A 21103-nucleotide genomic window follows, 5' to 3' on the forward strand; every position below is an offset into this window, starting at 1 on the left:
GAAGGGCAGGTCGATGATGGAATCCAGAACAGCTACCCGCGCGATAGTCTTATTGACCCTGTTTCTATGCGGCAGCTCAGCGCAACTACTGGCGCAGAGTTCCAGCAGAGCCTTTCCGCATGCTGTGGTCGGATCTGCAGGAGACCTCGAGAGCAGGATCGAAGTCGAGCTCAGTTTGGTCACTGAAGGGAATCCGGCTCTTTCGCAGGTGAAACGCGGCTCGACCTCGGCGTCAGGAACCTTGAAGCTACGACAACAAGACGGGACGCCTCTATCTCTGCGCATCGTCACCGAGAATCAACCACCCGCCACGAGCTCGGAAATTGCCTACGAGTTCGACTTCTTCCAAGGGCCCGTCAGGCAACGTTGGGTCTTGGAAAGCCTGACAGGATCACTTCAAGTGTTCTGGATAGAGATTGAACAAGAGTCAGGGGAAGTCAACGGACTGCTTCAGTTTGATTTCATCCGACCTTCGGACGATGCTCTGCTCACCTCCGTCCCCGTTCCTGTAGTGTCCTCCTCAGAAGGCAACTTCGTCTCTGTTGACAACCGGGGGACCCGCAACACCGGCTTGGCCTTTGCTAATCCAAGTGGTGACACCGTTTTGTTCTGGATCATCGCTCTTGACGAGGACGGGGAAGAAATCGCGGCCCGTCAAGGCGAGCTGTCCGCCTTCGAACAAAGAGCCTTTTTCCTTCCTGAGTTCTTTGAGGATTCCGATGCTGAGATTTTGGCACGAATCCAAGAGCTTGACGGATTCGTTGCCGTTTTGGCCCCTCGCGACATTTCCGTCGTCGCTTTGCGCCAGAATGGAATCGAACTGGCGACCGCCCCGTCGATCTCACCAAACCTCCTCAAAGTCCCTTATGCCTTCGGCCAGGTGGAAGATTTCCTGGGGCGCGATGAGGAGGATCTGCAGGATGCGATGGTGAGGACCGGAACGATGACCTTGACACCGGTCGCCGGAGAATCCGGGAAGACAGCTGTCGCCCTACGAGGCAACTCAGGAGTGCAAAGCGGCCCTATTTCGCCCGACGGGAAGTTTCTGATCGGCCCGCTGGAGGCGGGGGACTGGGTCCTCCGCGTCGAGGCCGATGGTTTCTGCCCACTGGAGCAAACTGTGACCTTTCCGTCGTCGCGGCTCAGCCTTAACCTGACCAACGTGGGGCGAGTCAATGTCGAATGGCTGAGCCAGACACTGCAGTCGACGCTGAGGGTAAATGTCGGTTTGGACGGCGTGGTGATCAAGCCCACCAGGCAATTCGACTTCCGCTTCGATGGTTCGGCCTTCGGACCAGAGACTCCCGCCGACGTGCGGGAGCGAATCGAAGCCGTTCGGCGTGCGTTCCTGATGTGGGTTTGGTTCGAATTGCCGCAACTGCGCCTCCCCGTGCTGGATGAATTCGACCAAGCTGTCGTTTTCGGCGGACGGGAAAGGTATTCGGAAGGCGCCTCCCAGGCAAGCCTCAATCAACTCCGCGTAGTCGCTGACCCTGAAACAGGTCAGCCTGTAACCTCGGCGGTAGACCTGGTATCCGGCGAGGTGCGGAGAGCGACTCTGCGATTCGATCCCGAAGCCTGTTCGGGAGAAGATTGCGTCCTCTTGCCGCAGCTAGTCAGCAGCGTTCTCTGGAATGTCTTGTTCCTCCGCTCGACTTCCTCGGCCGGAGGCGAGATCGATGTCGGCGACTTCAAGATCAGCGGTCTATCGGAAGAAACCGAGAGCCTTGCCTTCCAATACACCCAAATTTCGGCGCAGCCGCGCAGCATGGCCTCCACGCCTGTCGACAACCTCTACTGGGCCGTTCTGCGCCAGCGACCAGCCGGAACGCTTATCATGCCGGACGTCGAGATTCTGCCAAAAAGGGGATCAGGACGATGAATTAGATGGCACGTGTCCGTCTAGTTTATTAAGCCGTTAATAAGTGAGGTGAGCATGCCCGTTCGTCGCAACATCCCGCTGGCGCTGGTCTTGGTCCTCTTTTCTTTTCAGCCGCTCTTTGCCTTCCAAATCACAAAACTGGGCGAGTGGGGCGGCGGACGCTGCCTCGATGTTTTTGTGCAAGGCGATTTCGCCTACTGCGCCTCGGCAGGCAGCGGTCTTGAGGTCTTTGATGTCGGCGACCCCCTGAACCCGCGCTTGGCCGGTTCAGCCGATACTTTGGGTTTAGGATCTACCGCAGTGGCCCAAACCGTATTCGTAGAAGGAGAGTTGGTCTACATCATCACCGGCGTTGAGAACTTCGCATCGGTGCTTCAGGTCTTTGACATCTCCAACCCTCCGTCGCCCACGCCCTACGAAATGAGCTTTTTCGATGCCTCCGACGTTCACGTCATCGACAACCTGGCTTACATCGGGAGGCGTGAAGAGGGCTTTCAGATTTGGGACTTCGCCGATCCCGCCAACCCTGAGTTCAAGGGCTCCGGAGGTACCGACACAGTCTTGCGGATTTTCGCCGATGAGCAGTTCGTCTATGTGATCGAGCGCGTCGAGGAAAGCGGAGAGCTGTTCCTCACGATTCATGACCCGCGGTTCAGCTTCTCAGGGCTTGCCAACCCCGTTGAAGTCAACCGTTTTCCCATCTCAAACGGCGGCGACCTTCTCGTGGTTGAAGGCTTCGTCTACGTCTCTGGGGCCAATGGCTTGGAAGTCATGGACAGCAGCGGGGCCGAGGCCGCATCGAGCAGGCTAAAACCGCGAGGATCAATTGGCACCGCTGAACCGCGCTCGCGCCTCTTCTCCAACGGAGATCTTCTCTTCGAAGCCTTCAGCGGAGGTTTTTTTGATCCGGTGCATGGCCTGACCATCTGGGACCTTTCTACGCCCGGCAGCCCCGTCATTTTAGAGTTCTTTGTTCCCGAACTTGGCGTGGCCAGCGGATTCTTTGCCGTGGGCAACCGCGGCTACCTGGCAGCGGCTTCGGGGGGACTGCAGTTTTTGGACATAAGCAATCCGGCCAATCCTGTCGGCGGTCCGCGCCTTCCCTCCAGCGGAAGCCTGACCGATGTCTATGCCGATGCTCAAAGAGCCTACGTCACCGACAGTCGATTCGGCCTCAGAGTCCTCGACATTTCGGATCTCTCGGCCCCCCGCGAGATCGGCGGACTGGCGGTCGACGGGCCAGAGGCCTGCCCCGCCTCTTTCACCCCTCAATTCAGGGGAGTCTTCGTGCAGGATAACATCGCCTACTTGACCGGACGCACCGGATTCGAGGTCTACGATGTCTCGGTGGCCGCGAATCCCGCCTGTTTGGGATCCGCACAAGACTTTGGCTTCGACCAAGGTGTCCAATTGATCGGCCACCTGGCCTTCAGCCAGTCTACTTTTGGACCGGTTTCTGTGGTCGATGTCAGCGATCCTCAAAACATGGCGGTGCTCACAGAGATAGGTGAGTCCGTCGCTGACTTCCAACTCGACGGCGATCATCTGTTTTTGGCTGGAGGGGAGATCTTGAGCTTGGCCGACCCCTCCAATCCCCAGATGGTTTCCGCTCTCTCTCGATCCGGTGACTTCATTGGAGTTCACAACGGCAAGGCGGTCACGCTTCAGACCGTCGCCCTGTTGGACCAACTCGACCTGAGTTTGCACGATGTTCAGACTGCTGAGAACCCCGAGCAACTCGTAAATCTCGAGATCTTTTCCGATAACGCCTTTGGCCTCTGCACTTTTGCCGAGCTCGTCCCCCATTGCTTCATCATTCCCAGTGATCTCGAGCTTTATCGTGACCGAGCCTTTGTGACCAGCTTTGCCGGCGGGCTCCTCGTCTATGACTTCTTCTTTCCGGAAAAGCCCAAGGAGGTGGCAAGATTCGTGACCCCAGGCGAGGCCGGGGCCGTCTTTGTCAGGGACGACGGCATCGTCTTTGTTGCTGACAACATCAGCGGCAAGCTCTTCATCCTGCGCATGAACCCGTTCATCTCAGGCTCAATCCATTACTCCGACGGGTCGCCGGTGCCTGACGTCGAATTGACCTTCATGCAGGCTGAGGGATCAGGCTTTGAGATCACTCTCAAGGAAACGGCCACCGATGGGGAAGGCACCTTCGAGGACTGGGTGGATTTGGGATGGGGGGGCACGGCAACACCAACCTTGCAGGGTCATACTTTCGAGCCCCCCGCCTTGACCTACCAGGATCTGCAAGCGGATCAACGGGGACAGAATTTCGTGGCCAACCGCATTCCCTCGGTTGACGCCGGTTCGGACATCACGATCGGCTGGGGCCAGCAAGTCGACCTGCAGGGATCGGTCAGCGATGAGGATGGGGACGAGATCTGCTCAACCTGGGCAGTCACGTCGCAAACTGCCGGAGCACCCGCCCAACTTGACTCTCAAACCGACTGCGCATCTGGTCAAGCCCAGCCCCAGGCCAGGCTCACCGCCCCGCCCCAGCCTGACGACCGCAACATCACAGCCGCTCAACTGCAGGTTGAATTGGAGACCAGCGACAATCGATCCCCTCCGGTGTCCGACCAGATCTTGGTGGAAGTCGTAAGTTGTCCAGGCCAAGTGTCCAGGGCCGATCTGAGGATTCTCCCAGCGGCCGGTCAGCCGGTCATCAGCGCCCTGGACAGACTCACCTACAACTTCAGAGTCACCAACCTGGCTGAGTTCGGCAACTCTGACGCAACCGGTGTGATCTTTGCGTTTGAAGTGCCCCAAGGAACCGCCTACTTGCAGGGCGAGACCGAACAGGGCAGTTGTCCGCAGGGAGGGGACGCGACAAGCGTGCAATGTCTTCTGGGGACGTTGGGCGCAAACTCGACTGTCGACGTGTCCATTACCCTCAAGCTCTCGCCCGACTTCACAGGCAGGCTCGCCCTCAATGCAGATGTCAGCAGTCAGCAATGCGATCCCTTCTCGCCCAACAATATGACTACCTCGCGTTCGGAGGAGGTTCCGCCCCAAACTGATCTGGAGGTCGTTTCCAAGCAATCTGCGCCCGCCAATCCCTCCATCGGAAATCTCCTCAACCAGAGCGTCAGCGTGTTCAACCGGGGACCGCGAAGCGCCGACAACGTGGCCCTCAACATCAGCCCTCCCCCCGACGTGCAAGTCGTCAGCGTGGACTCGGGGACTGGAACCTGTCAAGCGGCTTCCAGCGGGTACCGATGTACGTTCCTGCAATTGCCTGCGGGGCGTGAGTCCCTCGTGCACCTCTCATTCCAGCCGTCCGCCTCGGGTTTGCTGGAAACCGGCTTCTCCGTATCTTCCAACCTCGACGACTGGACCCCTGACAACAACCAACTCGAAATCGAGGTCGAAGTCGGCTCCAAAGAGGACTTGGCTTTCCCAGCGGCGCTCGACCCTGCAGTGCTGGGGGTGGCCGTGGTCAACTCCAGCAGCGAAGAGAACCGGGTCCTGATGCGTCTCTTGAATGCGCAGGGGCAGGTCGCTGGAGAAATACCAGGCATCGTATTGCCGCCCCTGGGACAGGCCGCCCAGCCCATTCCCGATTCTGGTCTAGGTCAAACCCTGTTGATATCGAGCGAAGGGCAAGCCATTCAGGGCTTTCTCTCTATTTTCCTGAACAGCTTGAGGAAGCTGGACGCGGTTGGCGGCCGGTTGACCGACGGCAGGGAGCTCTATTTCCCCAGAGCCCTGCAAAACGGCAGCGGACGGACGGTGTTGTTCGTCTACAATCCCCAAGAAAATCCCACCGATGTCCAACTGGAGCTGTTCACGCCTCAGGGAACACTGCGGGGGCAAGTCACGCGCATGCTCGAACCCCTGGGATCTTTTCTCGGCGACCTGAATACACTCTTCGGCCCCGAATTGGCCCAAAGCGATGGTTATATCCGATTGAGCAGTGCGCCGTTGCCCGTCCGCGGAGTGCAGATCATCGAAGACAACGAGACCCTTTCCGCCATCGCGGCACAGCCGACAATCTTCCCGGGGAGCCGAACTCTGCGCGCGCCCCACTTCTTCAATCTAGGCGACGGCGCCACCACCTTCGTAAGGCTCTTAAACCTGAGGGAGGAAGAGGTGCTGGTTCGCGCTCAGGTGATTTCCGATGAGGGCCAGCAATTTACGGCTGAGTTCCCTGTTTCCGGGCATCAGCTCGCCATTGTCGATCTGGCCGCAGAGATCCAGGCTCCCGTGGGCACTCTGGGTCACTTTGAACTCTCCTTCGAGAACTCTGATGAAAACGCCGGAGGCGAACCGCAGGTAGTCGCGATCGCCACCTACGTCGGTACCCAGGCCCAGACGCGTGCCAGCCTGCCTCTGATCCTCAATCCTCAAGGTCAGGTCCTCTTCCAACACGTGGCCCAAACCGAGGGGATCTTCCACGGTTTAGCCATATTGAATCCGGACGGGGGCGATCAAGCCGAAGTGGTCCTGACCGCGTTTGATCCAACTGCTCAAGAGACGGCCCAAAAACAAATCCAATTGGCAAGCGGCGAACGGCTCTTGGGCCTTCTCAACCAAGAGGTCTTCTTCGGTTCCTCTTTTTCTCAAAACGGTGGGTACTTGTTAGTGCAGAGTGACCAGCCTCTCGTCGTGTTCACAATCTTCGGGGGCGCCGCCTACCTGGCAGCCATCGAGGGGCAATATCCGATCTTCTCGGTGAGCCCGGCATCTAGCCTCGAGGAAGCGCGCTGAAAGGCGCCGCGCCACCCGCATCGATCAAGGCACTGCGCCTCGAGTAGCAGAGCGATAGGGTCTCAGGTTGCAGGGCGGGGGGCGGGAATCTCGGCGCCCAGGCGGGTGACGACTCGAGAGGCGGTCCGGACGGCCCGGTCAGCCGCTTCCTCCACCGCCTGCGGCCCCTTCCGCGCCAGGACGGCCAGGAAGGTGCCCGCGAAAGCGTCTCCGGCTCCAGTGGAGTCGATCGCTTCTCCAACCGCCGGGGCCGAGATCTCGATCGCTTGTCCGGGAAGCTCGATGAGCGCTCCTCCCTCCCCCAGCGTGGTGGCGGCGCAGGATAAGCCGTAGCGCTTCACCAGCGCACAGGTGGCGGCGCCCAGTCCTGTCTGCAAGAGCCGTGACTCCTCTTCGTTCATGAACAGGTAGTCGGTGGCGTCCAGCAGCCGCGCCAGGTTCTCGTCGTCGACATCGAGGCAGAGCGGATTCCAGGCCGCGCGGATTCCTGTCTGGCGGGCGGCCGCGAAAACCTCGGCGATCAATCCGCTATCGAGCATGGAGCAATAGAGGGCCCAGGGCTTGCGGCCAAGGGTTTGTTGGACGAAGTGCCGGCGCAACCGTTGGCGATCTTCCTCGATCACTTCGATGCCGGCGCCCAGCGTGCAGAGGACGCCCGAGTGGCCCAGCGAAACAAAGAGCGGCGTCTTGCGGGCCGAGCGATAGACGCCCTCAACCTCGACTCCCAGGCCTTGCAGGTAGGCTTTGTGGCCCGAGCTTTCAAAGTCGCTGCCCACGACTCCCACATAAGCTGTGCGGGCTCCGGCGTGAGCGCTGTAAGCGGCCGCGTTGGGAGCCTTGCCGCCGAAACCGAAGCCCCACCTGGAAAGCTGATGATGCCCCTCGGAACGCAGCACTCCCTCGACCTGCCCCAGCAGGTCATAAGTAGCGCTGCCGACGAAAACCAGATCCATCTCGGGGCCCACCTAGTCCAGCAACTTCACCACGACGGGGCCGTGGGCGCGGACTTTGCAGGCGTAGCGGTGGGAGCCGCATTGCATGCCGTTCTGCTCCAGGGTGGCGACTTCGTCCTCGTCGCAGGGGTTGAGGTATTCCTGTCCGGAAACGATCTTGACGGGATCGATGCCGCAGGTGCCGTTGCGGCAACTGGCCTCGATGTCGAGATCGTTCTCCTCGGCCACTTCCAGCAGGGTCTTGCCCGCCATGGGGTAGGACCGTCCGTCGATGGTGACCGTGACCTCCTCGGGGGGACGCTCCGGAGCAGGCTCCACGCCCGCCTGGGTGGAGGAGACGAGTTTCTTCTTCTCTTTCTTCTTGGGCGGCGCCTGCTTGAGGGCGAAGGTGAAATGGCTTTGCCCGATGCGGAAGCGGTCCTGGTGCTGGAGGATGGCCTCGCGGATGCGCAGCGCCGATCCGTTGCTGCTGTAGAGGTCGCGGACGAAGATCTGCCCCTCGCGCACCAGGATTTTGAGGTGGCGGCGGGAGAGGGTATGGTCGTCTTTGTCGGGGATGATGTCGGGTCCCTGTCGGCCCAGGATGGCGACCTCGCCTTCCTGCAAGTCGTGACGTTTGACCATCTCCCCCTGGGCGTTGTAGAGGGCCGCGTAGAATCCCTTCTCGCGCTCGCCCAGCAGCAAGAAGTGCTGTCCCACCCCGATCAGGTCGCCCTTGAAGACCTCGCGCTCATGGTCGGGATTGAGCATGAGGAAGACCCCGTTGGCGCTGCCGTCGTCGCGCAGCAGGAAGCCGTCGGAGGTGCGGGTGATGGAGGCGTGCTGCTGGGACACCAGCGGGTCGTCGGCCAGCTCGATATCGCAATCGCTGCGCCCGATGGTGGTGGGCCCTTGCCCGCGCACTCCGTAGCGGGCGTCCTCGATGCCGCCCGGCTGCACCCGGATGAGCCAGGCCGGTTCGTCCACCGCCGGCCTGATGTTGTCGTCGTAGTCCTCTTCGTCGCCTTCCACCGGACTTACGAAGGGCCTGGACCCGGCTTCTTCCGGTGCGTCCTCGACCTTGACCGACTTGCCGGTTCCTCCTTGCAGGCGGTCCTGGATCACGTCGGCGATAAAGACCCCGTCGCGGACGGCGCTCTTGATGTTGCCGGGATGGCGCACGCGCTCGGAGTCGTCCTGATCGGGCGAGGGCGGCTCGGCTCGCAGGTAGTACTGGCTGAGGATGTCTCCGATCATGTAGACGCCGGGCTGCTCGCTCTGGAGGACGGGGTCCACCACCATGAACTTCTTCTTGCCTCCGCTGGGCGATGCCATGCGGATGCCCATGCCGTTGAGGAACTTCTCGGGGATGTCCTCGCCGATGCAGGCGATGCAGCGGTCCTTGGGGAACTCGTAGTGGAGGGTTTCGCTGGGCCGTCCCTCGATGAGGCGGCGGTCCACCCGGATGGCCAGATATTCCTTGTGGTCCTCCCCCGAGAGGACGGCGGCCGGTTCGCTGCGCGGGCAGTAGCGGATGTTGCCGTTGAGGACGAAGGCCTCGAAGAACTCCTCGTTGAGGGCTTTGGAGACGCGGGGCATCTTGTCTCCGCGGTAGGACCAGTAAATGGCGCTGGAGTCTCCGGCGGCGATCTTGGCGCGGGAGATGGCGATGACGGCTTCAGCCGCCGAAGTGCCGCCGCCCACCACGCACACCGGACCGTCGGCGAAGTCCTCGGCATCGGCCAGGCGGTAGTGGATCCCCATGGTGTTTCCGGGGATGTCGAAAGTGCGCGGCACTCCGCGCCCGATGGCCAGCACCACGTGACGGGCCCGCAATTCCTGCTCTTCTTTCAGGTTGTGATTGAAGACCGAGGCTTTCCAGCAGCCCTGGTGGTCCTGGTCGGGTTCCAATCCCATCAGTTCCACGCCTACCTGGGCCGCCAGGGCGTGCTTGAGGTAAAGCGTCTTCCAGGCGGCGCACAGCTCATCCTTGTCGATGGGGGAGAAGGGCAACTCGGAAATCAACTCGCCTCCCTTGGGGAAGCGCATGGTGTCTTCGCCGCCGTAGTTGGGGTAGATCAGCTTGTCCTTGGAGTAGTCGCGGATGCGTGACATGATGTCGTCGCGGTCGATGACCAGCGCCTTCAGGCCGTGCTCGCGGGCCCGCAGCGCGGCGGCGGTTCCGGCTGGTCCGCCGCCCACGATGAGCAGATCGAGGACTTCGGGCAATTGGGCCGCAGGATCGACCTTCAGCGTGCCGTCCTCAAGGATCTCGTAACCGATGGGCAAAGCCTCCTCCTATCCCGTGCTGTCGTCCTTGCGCCTCACCAGCGAGGCCCGGAAAGGCCCGATTCGCAGTTCCTGGCCCGGCTGGATCTCCACCTCGCCCTGCAGGGGCTGACCGTCCACCAGAGTGGCATTGAGTCCGCCCAGGTCGCTGACCACCACCCCGTGGGCGTCGACTAAGAGTACCGCTTGCCGGCGAGACACGGCTTTGTGCCCCAGCACCACCTGGCAGTCGTCCATCCGTCCCACCACGTTCTTGCCCACCTTGAGGGGATAGCTGCGCGCCGTCCCTCCTTCTTCAGCCACCAGCAGGATGAAGCGGGAACGGGCCTGCTCGTGGCGATCCTCAGCCGGGGCAGGCCGGGTCTTCTCTTCGGCCTTCTCGGAAGAGACCCGCGGAGGATCTTGCAGGGAAGGAAGGGCGACGGGCGCGCCGGCCTGGGTGTCGGCGTCAAGCGTCTCTTCCTCCTTGCCAGCCGGCGGCGGTTCTTCCTTCACTTCCTCCGCCCCAGGACTCTCGTCTTGAGGTTCTTGGGCCTGGGCAAAGACCTGCGGCGTCGGCACCACCTTGTCGAAGGTTGTCTTGGGTTCGGGACGCTGAGAGGGATCGCGCTCGGATTCCTGCAACAGTTGGGAGGGCACGTACTTGACGAAGACTCCCGGACTGGTGGCGGCACCCACCTCCTGATGCAGCACCTGGAAGATGTAGTCGTGCCCTCCCGGGAAGGTGAGCACGTGCAGTTCGCCCAGCCGGCGGGGGCGCTCGACGGGCCGCCCGTCCAGCAGCAGCGGCTGTGAGGGCGACAGGTTCTCCAGCACGTAGGCCCTCAATTGGGGCGAATATTTGATGCGGGCCTGCCTCCCGGCCAAGAGCGAGGAGCGGATGGTGATCTTGGCGCCCGCCGCGCTGCCGATGTCGGCTTCGCTCCCCAGGAAAAAAGCCTCTCCCTTGTGGTCGCCGGTCTGACAAAAAAGCCGCGCCCGCACTTGGCCGCTCTGCGAGTCAGTCATCGGCAACCTCCCTGGCCCGCAGCAGCAGCACCGGCAGGCGCCGGTCCTTGCGGGGGTGAAAATGATGACAGGTAACGCAGCTCTGAGAGACCTGGCCGGGGGCGTGGCACTGACGGCAGTCGTCGATGGAAGGCAGATGCAGCCTTTGGCCCCTGTCCTCCTGGTCGGCCGCCACCGAGGGATGGCAAGAGGCGCATTCCATCTGCACGCGGTGGGCCGAGTGATCGAAAAGCGCCCGGCTCAACGTTTTCTGAGATGCCCGCAGGGGGGCCAAGCCTCGAGGCGAAACGTCGTGGCATTCGCGGCATTGCTGGGTGAGCGCGTCCACCAGCTCGGACAGCCCGGCTGAATTTCCGCCGAAAGAGGGCTGAGGCGCATAGCCTGCCTGGCGTAAGTCGGTCCAGGCTTCCAGCAGCCAGCGGTCGATTTCGTTGAAGGGCTCATGGGATGGATCGGCCAGAAGCGAGCGCGGGCTGACCGCGCCCGGATCGCGCAGGCCTTCTTGAGCCCGCTGCAGCCGAACGTCGGACGCGCCGCCAGGACGCAGTGAGGGGGCCAGTGCGGAGTTCTCCTCCACCGCCAACTGTCGCGCTCGCGCCAGCCGGGCCGAGAGGGCGCCTACGGCATCTGCGTAGCGTTCGCGCAGGAGGCCCGGGTCGAAGTCCTGAGGCGGACGCTGAGGCAGCAGATCGGCCAGTCCCAGCGAGGAGTGAAGGCTGCGCCTGAGGATGCGCAGGTTTTCCTCGATCCAGCAATCGCGGTGATTGGCGGCCAGAGGACGGATGCGGCGAGGATCCTGGGGAGGAACCAGCCTGAAGCGGCTGGGATTCATCGTGGGCAGGCAGGGAGCCGCCGGATCGGCCGCTTCGAGCTGCTGAGGACGCAGGACGCCGGGCGCGCCGGATAGTCCCTGCTGAGCCAGTTGCATCAGCGCTCCGTCCTTGTTGAGGTGGCAGCCGTCCCCGCAGTGCAGCCGGAAGGAAAGGGCCTGGAAGCCGCGTCCGTCCCGCTCGGGATGGTGACAGTACAAACAGGTCGCATCGCCCTCCAGCTTTCTCTCCTCGGGCAGCACCTTGTTGACGTGGACGGCGTGGGGAAAGCGCAGCCCCTCGGCTTCCCTGAACTGCGCGACGCCGCCCGAGCCGTGCAGAAACTCGGGATGCCCCCGGGCGAAAGAGGCGAAGTCATGGCAGGACGTACAGCGCGAGTCGGGGACCTGGGTGAGAGAAGCGCCGCGTCCCAGGTGCTCGGAATGGCAGGAGGCGCAGTCTCCTGCCAGCGACTCCTCGCCTCTCCGCTCCAGGTCGTCTGAGAAATAAGCGTAGTGGGCCGGATATCCGTAAAGGGCCATCCGGCTCCCCTCAGGACCGCTTCCCGAGTCGGCATTCAGACTCTCATGGCAGGAAGCGCACTTTTCTTCCGGCGTGCCGCGCAGAGGACTGTGGCAAGCCGAGCAATCGGATTCCACCTTCATGTGGGCCGAAGAGACGGGTCCGCTGGAGACGAAGGCTGCGTCCAGCAAGAGGAAGTCGAAGGCCGTCCACAGCAGCGCCACCGCGGCCACGGCCAGCCCCGCATTGAGCCAGCGCCTGCGCGGGGAAGGATAGACGTAGTGAGGCGAAACCTCCAACTCCATCCGTGAATAGTGTCGCTTCTTCTTCATCTCTGATGGCGCTGTTTCAATAATAGAGCACGGCCAGCATGTGCATCAGCAAGAGAGCCAGCAAGGCAAAAGACAGCGGCCCGTGGATCACCAGCCATCGCCGCAGGAGACGCTGCACGGTGTATTGCGCGTCCAGTTCCAGTTTGGCGCGATAGATCTCGCGCAGCTTCTCGATGTGCAGACGCTCCTTCTCTCCCACAATACGGCTCAGGTGGTCGAACTCCCTCAAACGGGTGTCGATGCCTCCCCGGATATCGAGCAGGTAGCTCCAGCGGGGCATGGGCTTGGCCAGGACCTCTTCGACACGGTCCCGATAAAACTCGCTGACCGCCTGGCCGCATTCGCCCATGAGTTTCTCGGCTTTGCCCCGCAATTGGCCGACCAGGTCGGGGATGCGTTCGTAAAGGGCTTCAACCGAGAGTCCCGAGGCCAGCACACGCGGATAGTATTTCTGGGCGGCCACTCCTATCAGTCCGCTCAAGATGGTCCACAAGCTGAGCAGGAAGAGAACCCAGGTCAGCCGGCCGGACGGCCATGAGAAACCCATATGCATGAAGATCAGCAACAGGCAAGCCAGTCCTCCGTAAACATGGAGCTGCAGCCAGGAGCGGGCCGAACCCAAACCTTTGCTGGAGGCCATGGAGGGAATGCGGCGGCGCCAGGCATAGGCGCCCGCCGCCCACATCAGCAGGGCCGCCGACCATCCGTAAGCCAGTCCCCAGTAGTTTCCCGGACGCAACTCGCCTAGCAGCAGATTGAGCGCCAGAATCAGGAGCAAGGCGACGACCGCGACGAGGAACCACAGCAGTCCGCGGGAAAGGCCCCGCAGCCGCCGCCTCTGGGATGGCTTGAGCATATTCATGAATAGTCGGGCAGAAGGTCGAGGAAATCTTCCATCCCGCTCACCCGTATGGCGCATCCGTGAGGACAATTGCTGACGCAGGCGGGACCGTGTCCGCGGTCGTAGCAAAGGTCGCACTTGCTGGCCAGCAGGCGCGGCTTTTCTCTCAGGTTGCGGGGCAAGGCGTCGGCCGGCCACAACTCCTCGGTGTCGTGCATGACGATGGCATCGTAGGGGCAGTTGTTGGCGCAAGCCTGGCACCCGATGCAGATGTCGTCGAGGATCTCCACCACGTCGTCGTGATCGGCCCGGCGGATGGCTCCCGTGGGACAGCCGATCATGCACACCGGATCCTGGCAGTGAAAACAGGAGCGGGCGATGAGGAACTGGTGGTAGCGGTCGCCCTCGCGCACGAAACGGGGCCGTCCGCCGTGAGTTTCGGCGCAGGCCCGCACGCAGTCGTCGCAGCGGGTGCAGGTGTTGAGGTCGATCAGCAGGACGCTCGATCCCTGGGCCAGGCCGTTGCCCAGCGAGGCCTCGATGAACTCGGAACGCCGGATGTCGCTGGCCCCCGCCGACACCTCCTTGATGCGCTTGACCGCCATCTCCCACAGCTCGGCGGCCATCTCCTCCTGTCCTTCGGTCAGCTTTCTGAAATCGTCGCCTGAAATCTTGACCAGTTCGCTGTTCTCCACCGAAGAGGCCGTACAGCGCCAGTTCTCGACCCCTTCAACCAGCAACTCGACTTCCCCCAGGCTCATGCCCTTGGAGAGGTAGGTGACGGTCGCCTGTCCGTCGGCGAACTGCTGAGAGAGCCGCACAAAGCCTGAGCGGACGATGTAGAAGGCATCGGCGGCCTTTCCCTGCTCGACGATGGTCTGGCCGCGACGAAAGGACTCCAGCTCCACATCGAGCTTCCTCAACTGGCCCTCCGAGCAATGGCGCAGGACGGGAGTGGCTTTGAGCTGGTGCACCAGGCTGCGGCGGCGGTAGATGTCGTCCACCCACTTCTTGAAGGCGGGCGACTTGCGCTTCATCAAGCGCAGGGCGGGAAGACGGATCTGCACCAGTCGGCAATCGGTCTTGGCTCGGGCCGTGGCCGACTGGGGCCAGCCGTTGAGGGCGCCGATTTCGCCGAAAACCTCTCCGCGCCCAAGCACCGCAGCGCCCGAATCGGGCAAGAAGACGTCCATGTTGGTGAGCAGGGTGATCTGGGTGGACCCGCTGGGAACCGCCGCCGGCGGCATTCCGCGGGATGGCCTCTTGGACTGGGGTTTGCCTTTGGTCGTCGCCGACTGCAGGTCCTCCAGCCGGTGGATCCCGGTCCTCTCCGGATCGAAAAGGGGACGGCTGGACCGGCTCTCGTTTTCGACGCTCTGCAAGGCCACCTCGACCTGCCCCTCGACGATGAGAAAAGCCAAATCGATGTAGGTCCCCTCCTCGAAGAAAACCGACCCCGCCTTCCAGGAAGCGATGGAGACGTCGGGACAGATCTGGGCCAGCAGATCGGAATCGAAATCGTCGAAGATCTTGGAGGCACTTTTCAGTTGGGCGGGCGTCGGCTGATCCGACAGGTCCACGATGCCGCTTTGCTCATCCAAACCGCTCCAGCGGTCTTGGTAGAGGGACTGGCGGCGGATGACCGTCTGACCCGCAGACACCTTCTCCTGAGACATGGTGGACGCTCCGCTCGTTAAACCAACATGAGACTCCGCCCGTCGGCGAAACCTGGACAAACCTTGATCCGAGGTTGCTGGGACTCGACCTGATTCCATTAATACATTCCCTCGGAAGGGCCGTCAAGACCATGAAATCCGGTTGCGGTTGCGGGGGTGCAGGTTTACCATGAGGGAGTCGTTTTTCGTCAGCAATCCCAGAGAGTGCCCAATGCCCTTCGAATTCCGTCACGAAACCTGGTACTGCGACGAAACCTACCAAACCTCGAGAGAAGGAAGCTTGTGTTTGAATTTGCCGTCCTGACCGACAAAGGGCTCAAGCGTCGCATCAACCAGGACGCCGTGAAAGTCAATCCCGAGTGCCGCCTTTTCGTGCTCTCCGATGGAATGGGCGGGCACGCGGCAGGCGAGGTGGCTTCCCAACTGACGGTGGACACGGTAGAAGAGTTCGTGGCGCTCAGCCTGGGCACCAGCGAAGTGACCTGGCCCTTCGGCTACGACATCCAGCAGCCCTTCGCCTACAACATCCTGGGGACAGCCGTCCGCCTGGCCAACGTCAAGGTGCGCCACGAAGCCGAGAAAAAAGAAATCTACGCCGGCATGGGCGCCACCCTGGTTTGCCTGCTGCTGGACGATGAAGGGGCCTTTTACACTCATGTGGGAGACAGCCGCCTCTACCTGCTGCGCCAAGGACGGCTCAAGCAATTGACCCAGGACCACTCCATCGTCCAGGAGCAACTGCGGCTGGGCATCATCAGTCCCGAAGACGTGGAGAACCACACCTACCGCCACGTCGTCACTCGCGCCATCGGCAGCCAGGAGCTCGATTTCGACGTGCGCAAGATGGAAACCCGTCCCGGAGACCTGTTCCTGATCTGCTGCGACGGACTCACCGACATGATCGACGATCAGGGCATCGAGCAAGTGCTGCGCTGCGAGGAGAGCCTGGAAAGCCGCTGCCGCAGATTGGTCGAACAAGCCAACCAAGCCGGGGGGGACGACAACATCAGCGTCATCCTTGTCCACTGTGAGTCGGCCATTTCCAGTTAGAATAAATGGCAATGACACCCGAGAAGATCGGCCGCTACATCATCGAGGGGGAGATTGGCTCCGGCGGGATGGGCATCGTCTACGAGGCCGTGGACCCCGTCCTCAAGCGCCGCCTGGCCATCAAGGTGATGAAGCCGATCTACGCCGCCAACGAGGACGTGCGCAAGCGCTTTCTGAGAGAAGCCGAGGCGGTGGCCGGACTCCAGCATCCCAACATCGTGGCCATCTTCGACAGCGGAGGCGGAAGCGACGAAGACCAGCCTCCCTTCATGGCCATGGAGTTCATCGAGGGCCATGACCTGGAACAGATCCGCAAGGAAGGCGTGGTCACCCTGCCCTTCGCCCGCAAACTGAAGATCATCGCCAAAGTGGCCCGCGGACTCGACCACGCCCACTCCAAGAACGTCATCCACCGCGACATCAAGCCCGGCAACATCCGGGTCGGCAAAGACGCCGTCAAGATCCTCGACTTCGGGGTGGCCCGCTTGACCACCTCCTCGGTCATGACCCAAACCGGCGTTTTTCTGGGCACCTTCTTCTATGCCTCTCCGGAGCATTTCGGAAAGGAAGTCGACGGGCGCAGCGACCTCTTCAGCCTGGGCGTGATCCTCTACGAGCTGCTGACCGATGAACGCCCCTTTCCCGGCCCCGACTACACCGCCCTCATCAACCAGATCTGCATCGAGCCCCATCCCCCGCTGCATGACCGCCTCACCGGATGCGACGAAGACCTGGTGGCCATCGTCGACAAGGCCCTGGCCAAAAAGCCCGAGGACCGGTTTCAGAACGGCATCGAGATGGCCGAGGCCATCGAACGCTATGTGGAAACCCTGCCCCAGCGGCGGCAACGCTTTCTGGAACGCCTTTCCACCATGGCCGAAGAACTGCAGCAGTTGCAGACCGACTTCGGGCACCAGGCCCTGGCGGCGGTCAGCGATGACGCGGAATGGATGAAGGCCCTCTCCACCCTGATGGTCGATCCCGAAGTGACGGTGGCTTACGACGTCAACCAGATGGCCCCGCCTCAAGACTACGGCGAGATCATCGAGCTTTGTCAGCTCTACCGAAGCCGTCTCGACCGGCTCAACGAGCGCGAAAGCGAATTGCGGCGCCTTTCTTCCCTGTTCGAGAAGAGCCGGAAAGAGTTCGAAAAGGGAGAATGGAGCCACTGCCAGAAAACGGTGGAAGAGATCCTGGCCGACTATCCCGACAACCCGGTGGCCCTGGATCGGCGCAAGCTGTGCGAAGAGCGCCTGAGCGAGGTCGAACGCATCGACGGGTACCTGGAAGAAGCCCGCCAATCCCTCCAGGAAGGCCGCCCCGAGCAAGCCCTCAAGCGAATCGAAGAAGTCCTCAAGCTGCAGCCCGAGCACCCCCAAGCCGTCCAGCTTGCCCAGCAAGCCGAGCAGCAGAAGGAGGTGGCCGAGTTGATCGCGCAGGCCCGCCAAGCCGCTCAGGAGAAGGACTGGCAAAGGACCTTGGAAAAGGCCCAGGCCGGTCTGGGGAAAGTCCCCGATCAGGAGCATCTGGCGGCCCTCAAAGAGGAGGCCGAGCGAGGCCTGGAAGAAGAAAAGGAAATCAGCGAACTGCTGGGCCAGGCTCAGCGCAAGCTTGAATCAGAAGATCCTGAAGAAGCCATCAAGACGGCCCGAAAAGGGCTTGAACTGCGCCCCGACCACGCCGCCCTGATCCGCTTGGTGGAACGGGCCCGCCGCCGCATCGAACGTCGCCAACGCATCCAATCGCTGCTCGACGAAGCGCGCCAAAACGAGAAATCGGGCCGCCTCGCGGAAGCTCTCCAGGCCGCCGAGCAGGGGCTGGAGCTGGACGCCGACCATCCCCAATTGAAGGAGATCCGCCAGCGTTGCCTGGCCGAGATCGAGAAGCGCGAAGAGGCCTCCAAACTGGCTGCACAGGGCCGCGCCTATTTTGAGGAAGGCCGGCTGCAAGAAGCTGTCGATCACCTGCGGGGAGCCCTCAAGCTGACCCCGGACGAGAAGGAACTGGAAGAGCTGGTCGAGCAGGCCATAGAGCAGCAGCGCAAGCACCGTCAACGCGAAGAACTGCTGCAAGAAGCCACCGGGCTGGCCGATGAGGGCCGCTGGCAGGGTTGCCTGCAAGCCGCTCGCAAGGGACTTAAGGTGGCTCCCGGCTTCCAGCCTTTGGTCGACCTTGCCCAGGAAGCGGAAGCGGCCCTGGAGCGAGCGCGGCAGATTGAGGACCTGGTGCAGCAGGCCGGCCTAGCCATGCGCGAGGAACGCCTGCAAGAGGCTCTTGAAGCCGCGCAGCAGGCCCTTGAAGCGGCCCCCCAGGACTCGGGGGGGCGTCCTCTCGGCAAGGAAACCCAGGACCGGATCGAGGAGGCGGACTCGATCATCGCTGAAGCCCGCAAGGGCATGGAGCGCCGGCAGCTTCAGGAAGCCATCTCCAACGCCCGCCAGGCCTTGCAGGAGGAACAGTTCGAGGGAGCCCGCAGCAAAGCCCTCGAAGCCCTCGAGTTCGACCTCAAAGGCTCGGCGCTGGGTGAAGAGGCCAAGGAACTGATGGCTGAGGCCCGGTCGGTGGCTGAGCAGGCCGAGACCGAGATGCGGCGCCAGCGCCTAGAGGCATTTCTGGAAAAGGCCCGCAAGGCCCTCGGGGAAGAGCGGTTCCAGGATGCCCAGGAAGCTGCCGGGCAAGCGCTGGAACTGGCTCCTGAGCATTCAGAGGCCAGTTCCCTGGCCGACAAGGCGCGGGAACTCCTTGAGCTTCGGCAACGCACCGAGTCGCTGCTTGAGTCGGCCCGCCAAGCCCTGCAGGCGCAAAAACCGGAGAAGGCCCTGCAAGAGATTGCCAAAGGACTCGACCTCGATCCCCGGCACGCCGCACTCCTGGAGGCGGGCAAAGAAGCCCGCGCTCTTCAGCAACGTCTGGAGAAGATCAAGGGACTTAGGGCTAAGGCGCAGAAGGCCCTGCAAGCCAAGGACTTCAGCTTGGCGATGCAAGCCTGTGACGAGGTCCTGGCCCTCCAGCCGGACTCAGCCGAGGCGCGCCAAATCAAGGAAGAGGCCAAGAAGGCGCAGGAGGAGCAGGAGCGGCGCAAGCGCTTGAAGGAATGCCTGGCCAATGCCCGCCAGGCTGAAAAGGCAGACGACCTGGAGGCCTGCCTGGCCTCTTTGAACGAAGCCGTGCAGTGGTCTGCCGGCGACGCCAAAGTACAGGAATACCGGGACCGCATCGGCCTTCAAGTCAAGGCCAACCGGTTGTTCTCTCAAGCCAAATTCCACGCCCGGGCGGGGAGGCACGGCAAGGCGGTTTCCCTTCTCAACCAGTTGCTGGAGATCCAGCCGGGGCATTCCGAGGCCCACAAGCTGCGCCGGGAAAGCCGCAAGCAGATGGCCGCCCGGCGCCGTCAATGGGTCAGCCGTCTTTCTTATGTGGCCGCGGGACTGGTCGTCGCTGTGGCCCTGTGGTGGGTCATTCCCTTCATCGCCTCGGAATCAGCCGGAACCGATAGCGGCTCCGGCGACTTGCCTGCCGGGCCGTCCTTGGGCCGCTTCTACCAGGTGCAGCCGGGAGAGAGCGCCGAATCCCTGCCCCCGGAGATCGCCAGCGTCTTTTCGACCAGCTCGGGGCCTCTGGCGGCCGGAAGGGTGCTGGCCGCCGATTTGCCCGAGTCCACCGTGCAAGTGGGCATCGACGTGCGGCCCTGGGCCTGGATCGAGTCCATCGTCCGCAAGGACGATAAAGCCCCGGTCCAGATGGAAAACGAATTCGCGACCCCGGTCACCATCCCGCTGCCTCCAGGTGAGTACCTGCTGACTTTCCGCCACGACACCTTGGGACCGGGCCAACTGGAGATGTCGGTTCCGGACCGCAACCAGTTCGTATTCTCGGTCGACCATCCTTCCCTCAACGATAAAGACAACGAGTTGGAGAAGCTGATCAACAAGTAACAGGCGGGCTATCCTTGAGAAACAACCCCCTGGCAGCGCGTTAAGATAAGATATAGGGAGATTTCCAATGCTTTCGACTTAGTATCGGAGGATTCATGAGATTTTCACGCCATCGCAGTTGGCTCCTCGTTTTTGCCCTTTTCATCGCTTCCGGTCCCTGGGCATTGGCTCAGACCGACGAAGGCCTCTTCCAACAGTTTCAGTTCAATTTTTCTCCTCCGGGAGCCCGTGCGGCGGCCATGGGCCGCACCTTTATCGGACTGGCCAATGACGGCACCGCCGCCATCAGCAACCCGGCCGGACTGGTGCAGTTGGGCAACGCCGAGGTTTACTTCGAGTACCGCCACACCGATCTGGAGATCGAGCGTCTGGCGGCCTTCGACTCCCTCTCCACAAATCGCACCACGACCTTCGGCGAATCGGTCGACTCCTTCTCTTTCTTCAGCTTCACCAAACAGGTGGGCGAGCGGACTTGGGTGTCCTTCACGACCCACGAGTTTCTCAACCTGGAAGAGAATTTCGTCCTCGAGCCCCGCATCATCCCTCAGACGGTGACACCCGCCGTGGTGGCCTTCTTTCCCAGCCAGGGGACCTTCGACATGGAGGCCCGCAGCTACGCCTTCTCGATGGCCGTCAACGTGGCGCCCGGTTTCAATGTGGGATGGACGGGCTCCATCAACCGGCTGGAGTCGGACACCCGGGAGACCCGCTTCGACTTCGATTTCAATCCCCAGGGAGTCCCGGTGGCCAACAGCACTGCCGTCAACCGCTCGGTCATCGAAGATGAAGATACGGCCTTCGGCTTCACCATAGGAGCTCTTTACGACGTGGTGGACGGCTTCTCCATCGGAGGCATCTATGCCTACGGCCCCCGCTTCGATCTGCAGGAGAGCCTCTTTGACCTGACGTCCCCCAATGGCGGACTGGCCGACGTTGACGGCGACGGCACGGCCGATTTTCCTGTGGAAATGTCGCTTAACGTCCCTGACCGCTACGGCTTTGGCCTGCAAGTGGCGCCTACCCGTTTGGCGGGCATCAGCAGCTACCGGCTGACCTTCGCCTTCGACGCGGTCAGAATCGAGTATTCCGACCTGCTGGAGGATTTCAC

11 protein-coding genes are annotated in these 21103 nt (G+C 62.0%); 5 read left to right on the forward strand and 6 right to left on the reverse strand.

The annotated features are described in order from the left end of the window. Window positions 1-13: 13 nt before the first annotated feature. Both VLU25_05665 and VLU25_05670 read left to right on the forward strand, forming a co-directional pair. Window positions 14-1882 (forward strand): hypothetical protein, encoded by a 1869-nt coding sequence (locus VLU25_05665; GenBank protein HSR67410.1) that lies wholly within the window; start codon window positions 14-16, stop codon window positions 1880-1882. Window positions 1883-1936: 54 nt separating this feature from the next. Continuing rightward, window positions 1937-6601 carry a hypothetical protein gene (locus VLU25_05670; GenBank protein HSR67411.1) on the forward strand — a complete coding sequence of 1555 codons (4665 nt, stop codon included), beginning with the start codon at window positions 1937-1939 and terminating at the stop codon, window positions 6599-6601. A gap of 62 nt (window positions 6602-6663) precedes the next feature. Here VLU25_05670 and VLU25_05675 read toward each other — a convergent pair whose 3' ends face one another. The 6 genes from VLU25_05675 to VLU25_05700 are packed head-to-tail and all read right to left on the reverse strand — an operon-like array spanning window position 6664 to window position 15010. Further along, a complete protein-coding gene (locus VLU25_05675) occupies window positions 6664-7554 on the reverse strand; it encodes a carbohydrate kinase family protein (GenBank protein ID HSR67412.1) in 891 nt (296 codons plus the stop codon). A 12-nt stretch (window positions 7555-7566) separates the two neighbouring features. Further along, complete coding sequence (locus VLU25_05680) at window positions 7567-9822, reverse strand: FAD-dependent oxidoreductase (protein HSR67413.1); 2256 nt, start codon at window positions 9820-9822, stop codon at window positions 7567-7569. Between the two features lie 9 nt (window positions 9823-9831). Next, window positions 9832-10830, reverse strand: a complete 999-nt coding sequence (locus VLU25_05685; GenBank protein ID HSR67414.1) for an FHA domain-containing protein — start codon at window positions 10828-10830, stop codon at window positions 9832-9834. Further along, on the reverse strand, window positions 10823-12493 hold the full coding sequence (locus VLU25_05690) for a hypothetical protein (protein ID HSR67415.1): 1671 nt from the start codon (window positions 12491-12493) through the stop codon (window positions 10823-10825). The genes VLU25_05685 and VLU25_05690 overlap by 8 nt, the downstream gene beginning before the upstream one ends. Window positions 12494-12509: 16 nt before the next feature. Next, the gene (locus tag VLU25_05695; GenBank protein HSR67416.1) at window positions 12510-13349 is read right to left on the reverse strand and encodes a hypothetical protein; all 840 of its coding nucleotides are present in this window, start codon (window positions 13347-13349) and stop codon (window positions 12510-12512) included. Window positions 13350-13351: 2 nt separating this feature from the next. Beyond that, window positions 13352-15010, reverse strand: a complete 1659-nt coding sequence (locus tag VLU25_05700) for a cyclic nucleotide-binding domain-containing protein (GenBank protein ID HSR67417.1) — start codon at window positions 15008-15010, stop codon at window positions 13352-13354. A gap of 282 nt (window positions 15011-15292) precedes the next feature. Between VLU25_05700 and VLU25_05705 the strand changes: the two genes are divergently transcribed. From VLU25_05705 to VLU25_05715, 3 genes are all read left to right on the forward strand, one after another. Continuing rightward, the gene (locus VLU25_05705; protein HSR67418.1) at window positions 15293-16060 is read left to right on the forward strand and encodes a Stp1/IreP family PP2C-type Ser/Thr phosphatase; all 768 of its coding nucleotides are present in this window, start codon (window positions 15293-15295) and stop codon (window positions 16058-16060) included. 5 nt (window positions 16061-16065) lie between these two features. After that, on the forward strand, window positions 16066-19995 hold the full coding sequence (locus VLU25_05710; GenBank protein ID HSR67419.1) for a protein kinase: 3930 nt from the start codon (window positions 16066-16068) through the stop codon (window positions 19993-19995). Window positions 19996-20090: 95 nt separating this feature from the next. After that, window positions 20091-21103 (forward strand): hypothetical protein (locus VLU25_05715; GenBank protein HSR67420.1); only part of this gene is annotated, 1013 nt, incomplete at its 3' end.

Source organism: Acidobacteriota bacterium (assembly GCA_035471785.1).
Classification (GTDB): domain Bacteria; phylum Acidobacteriota; class UBA6911; order RPQK01; family DATIPO01; genus JANQFM01.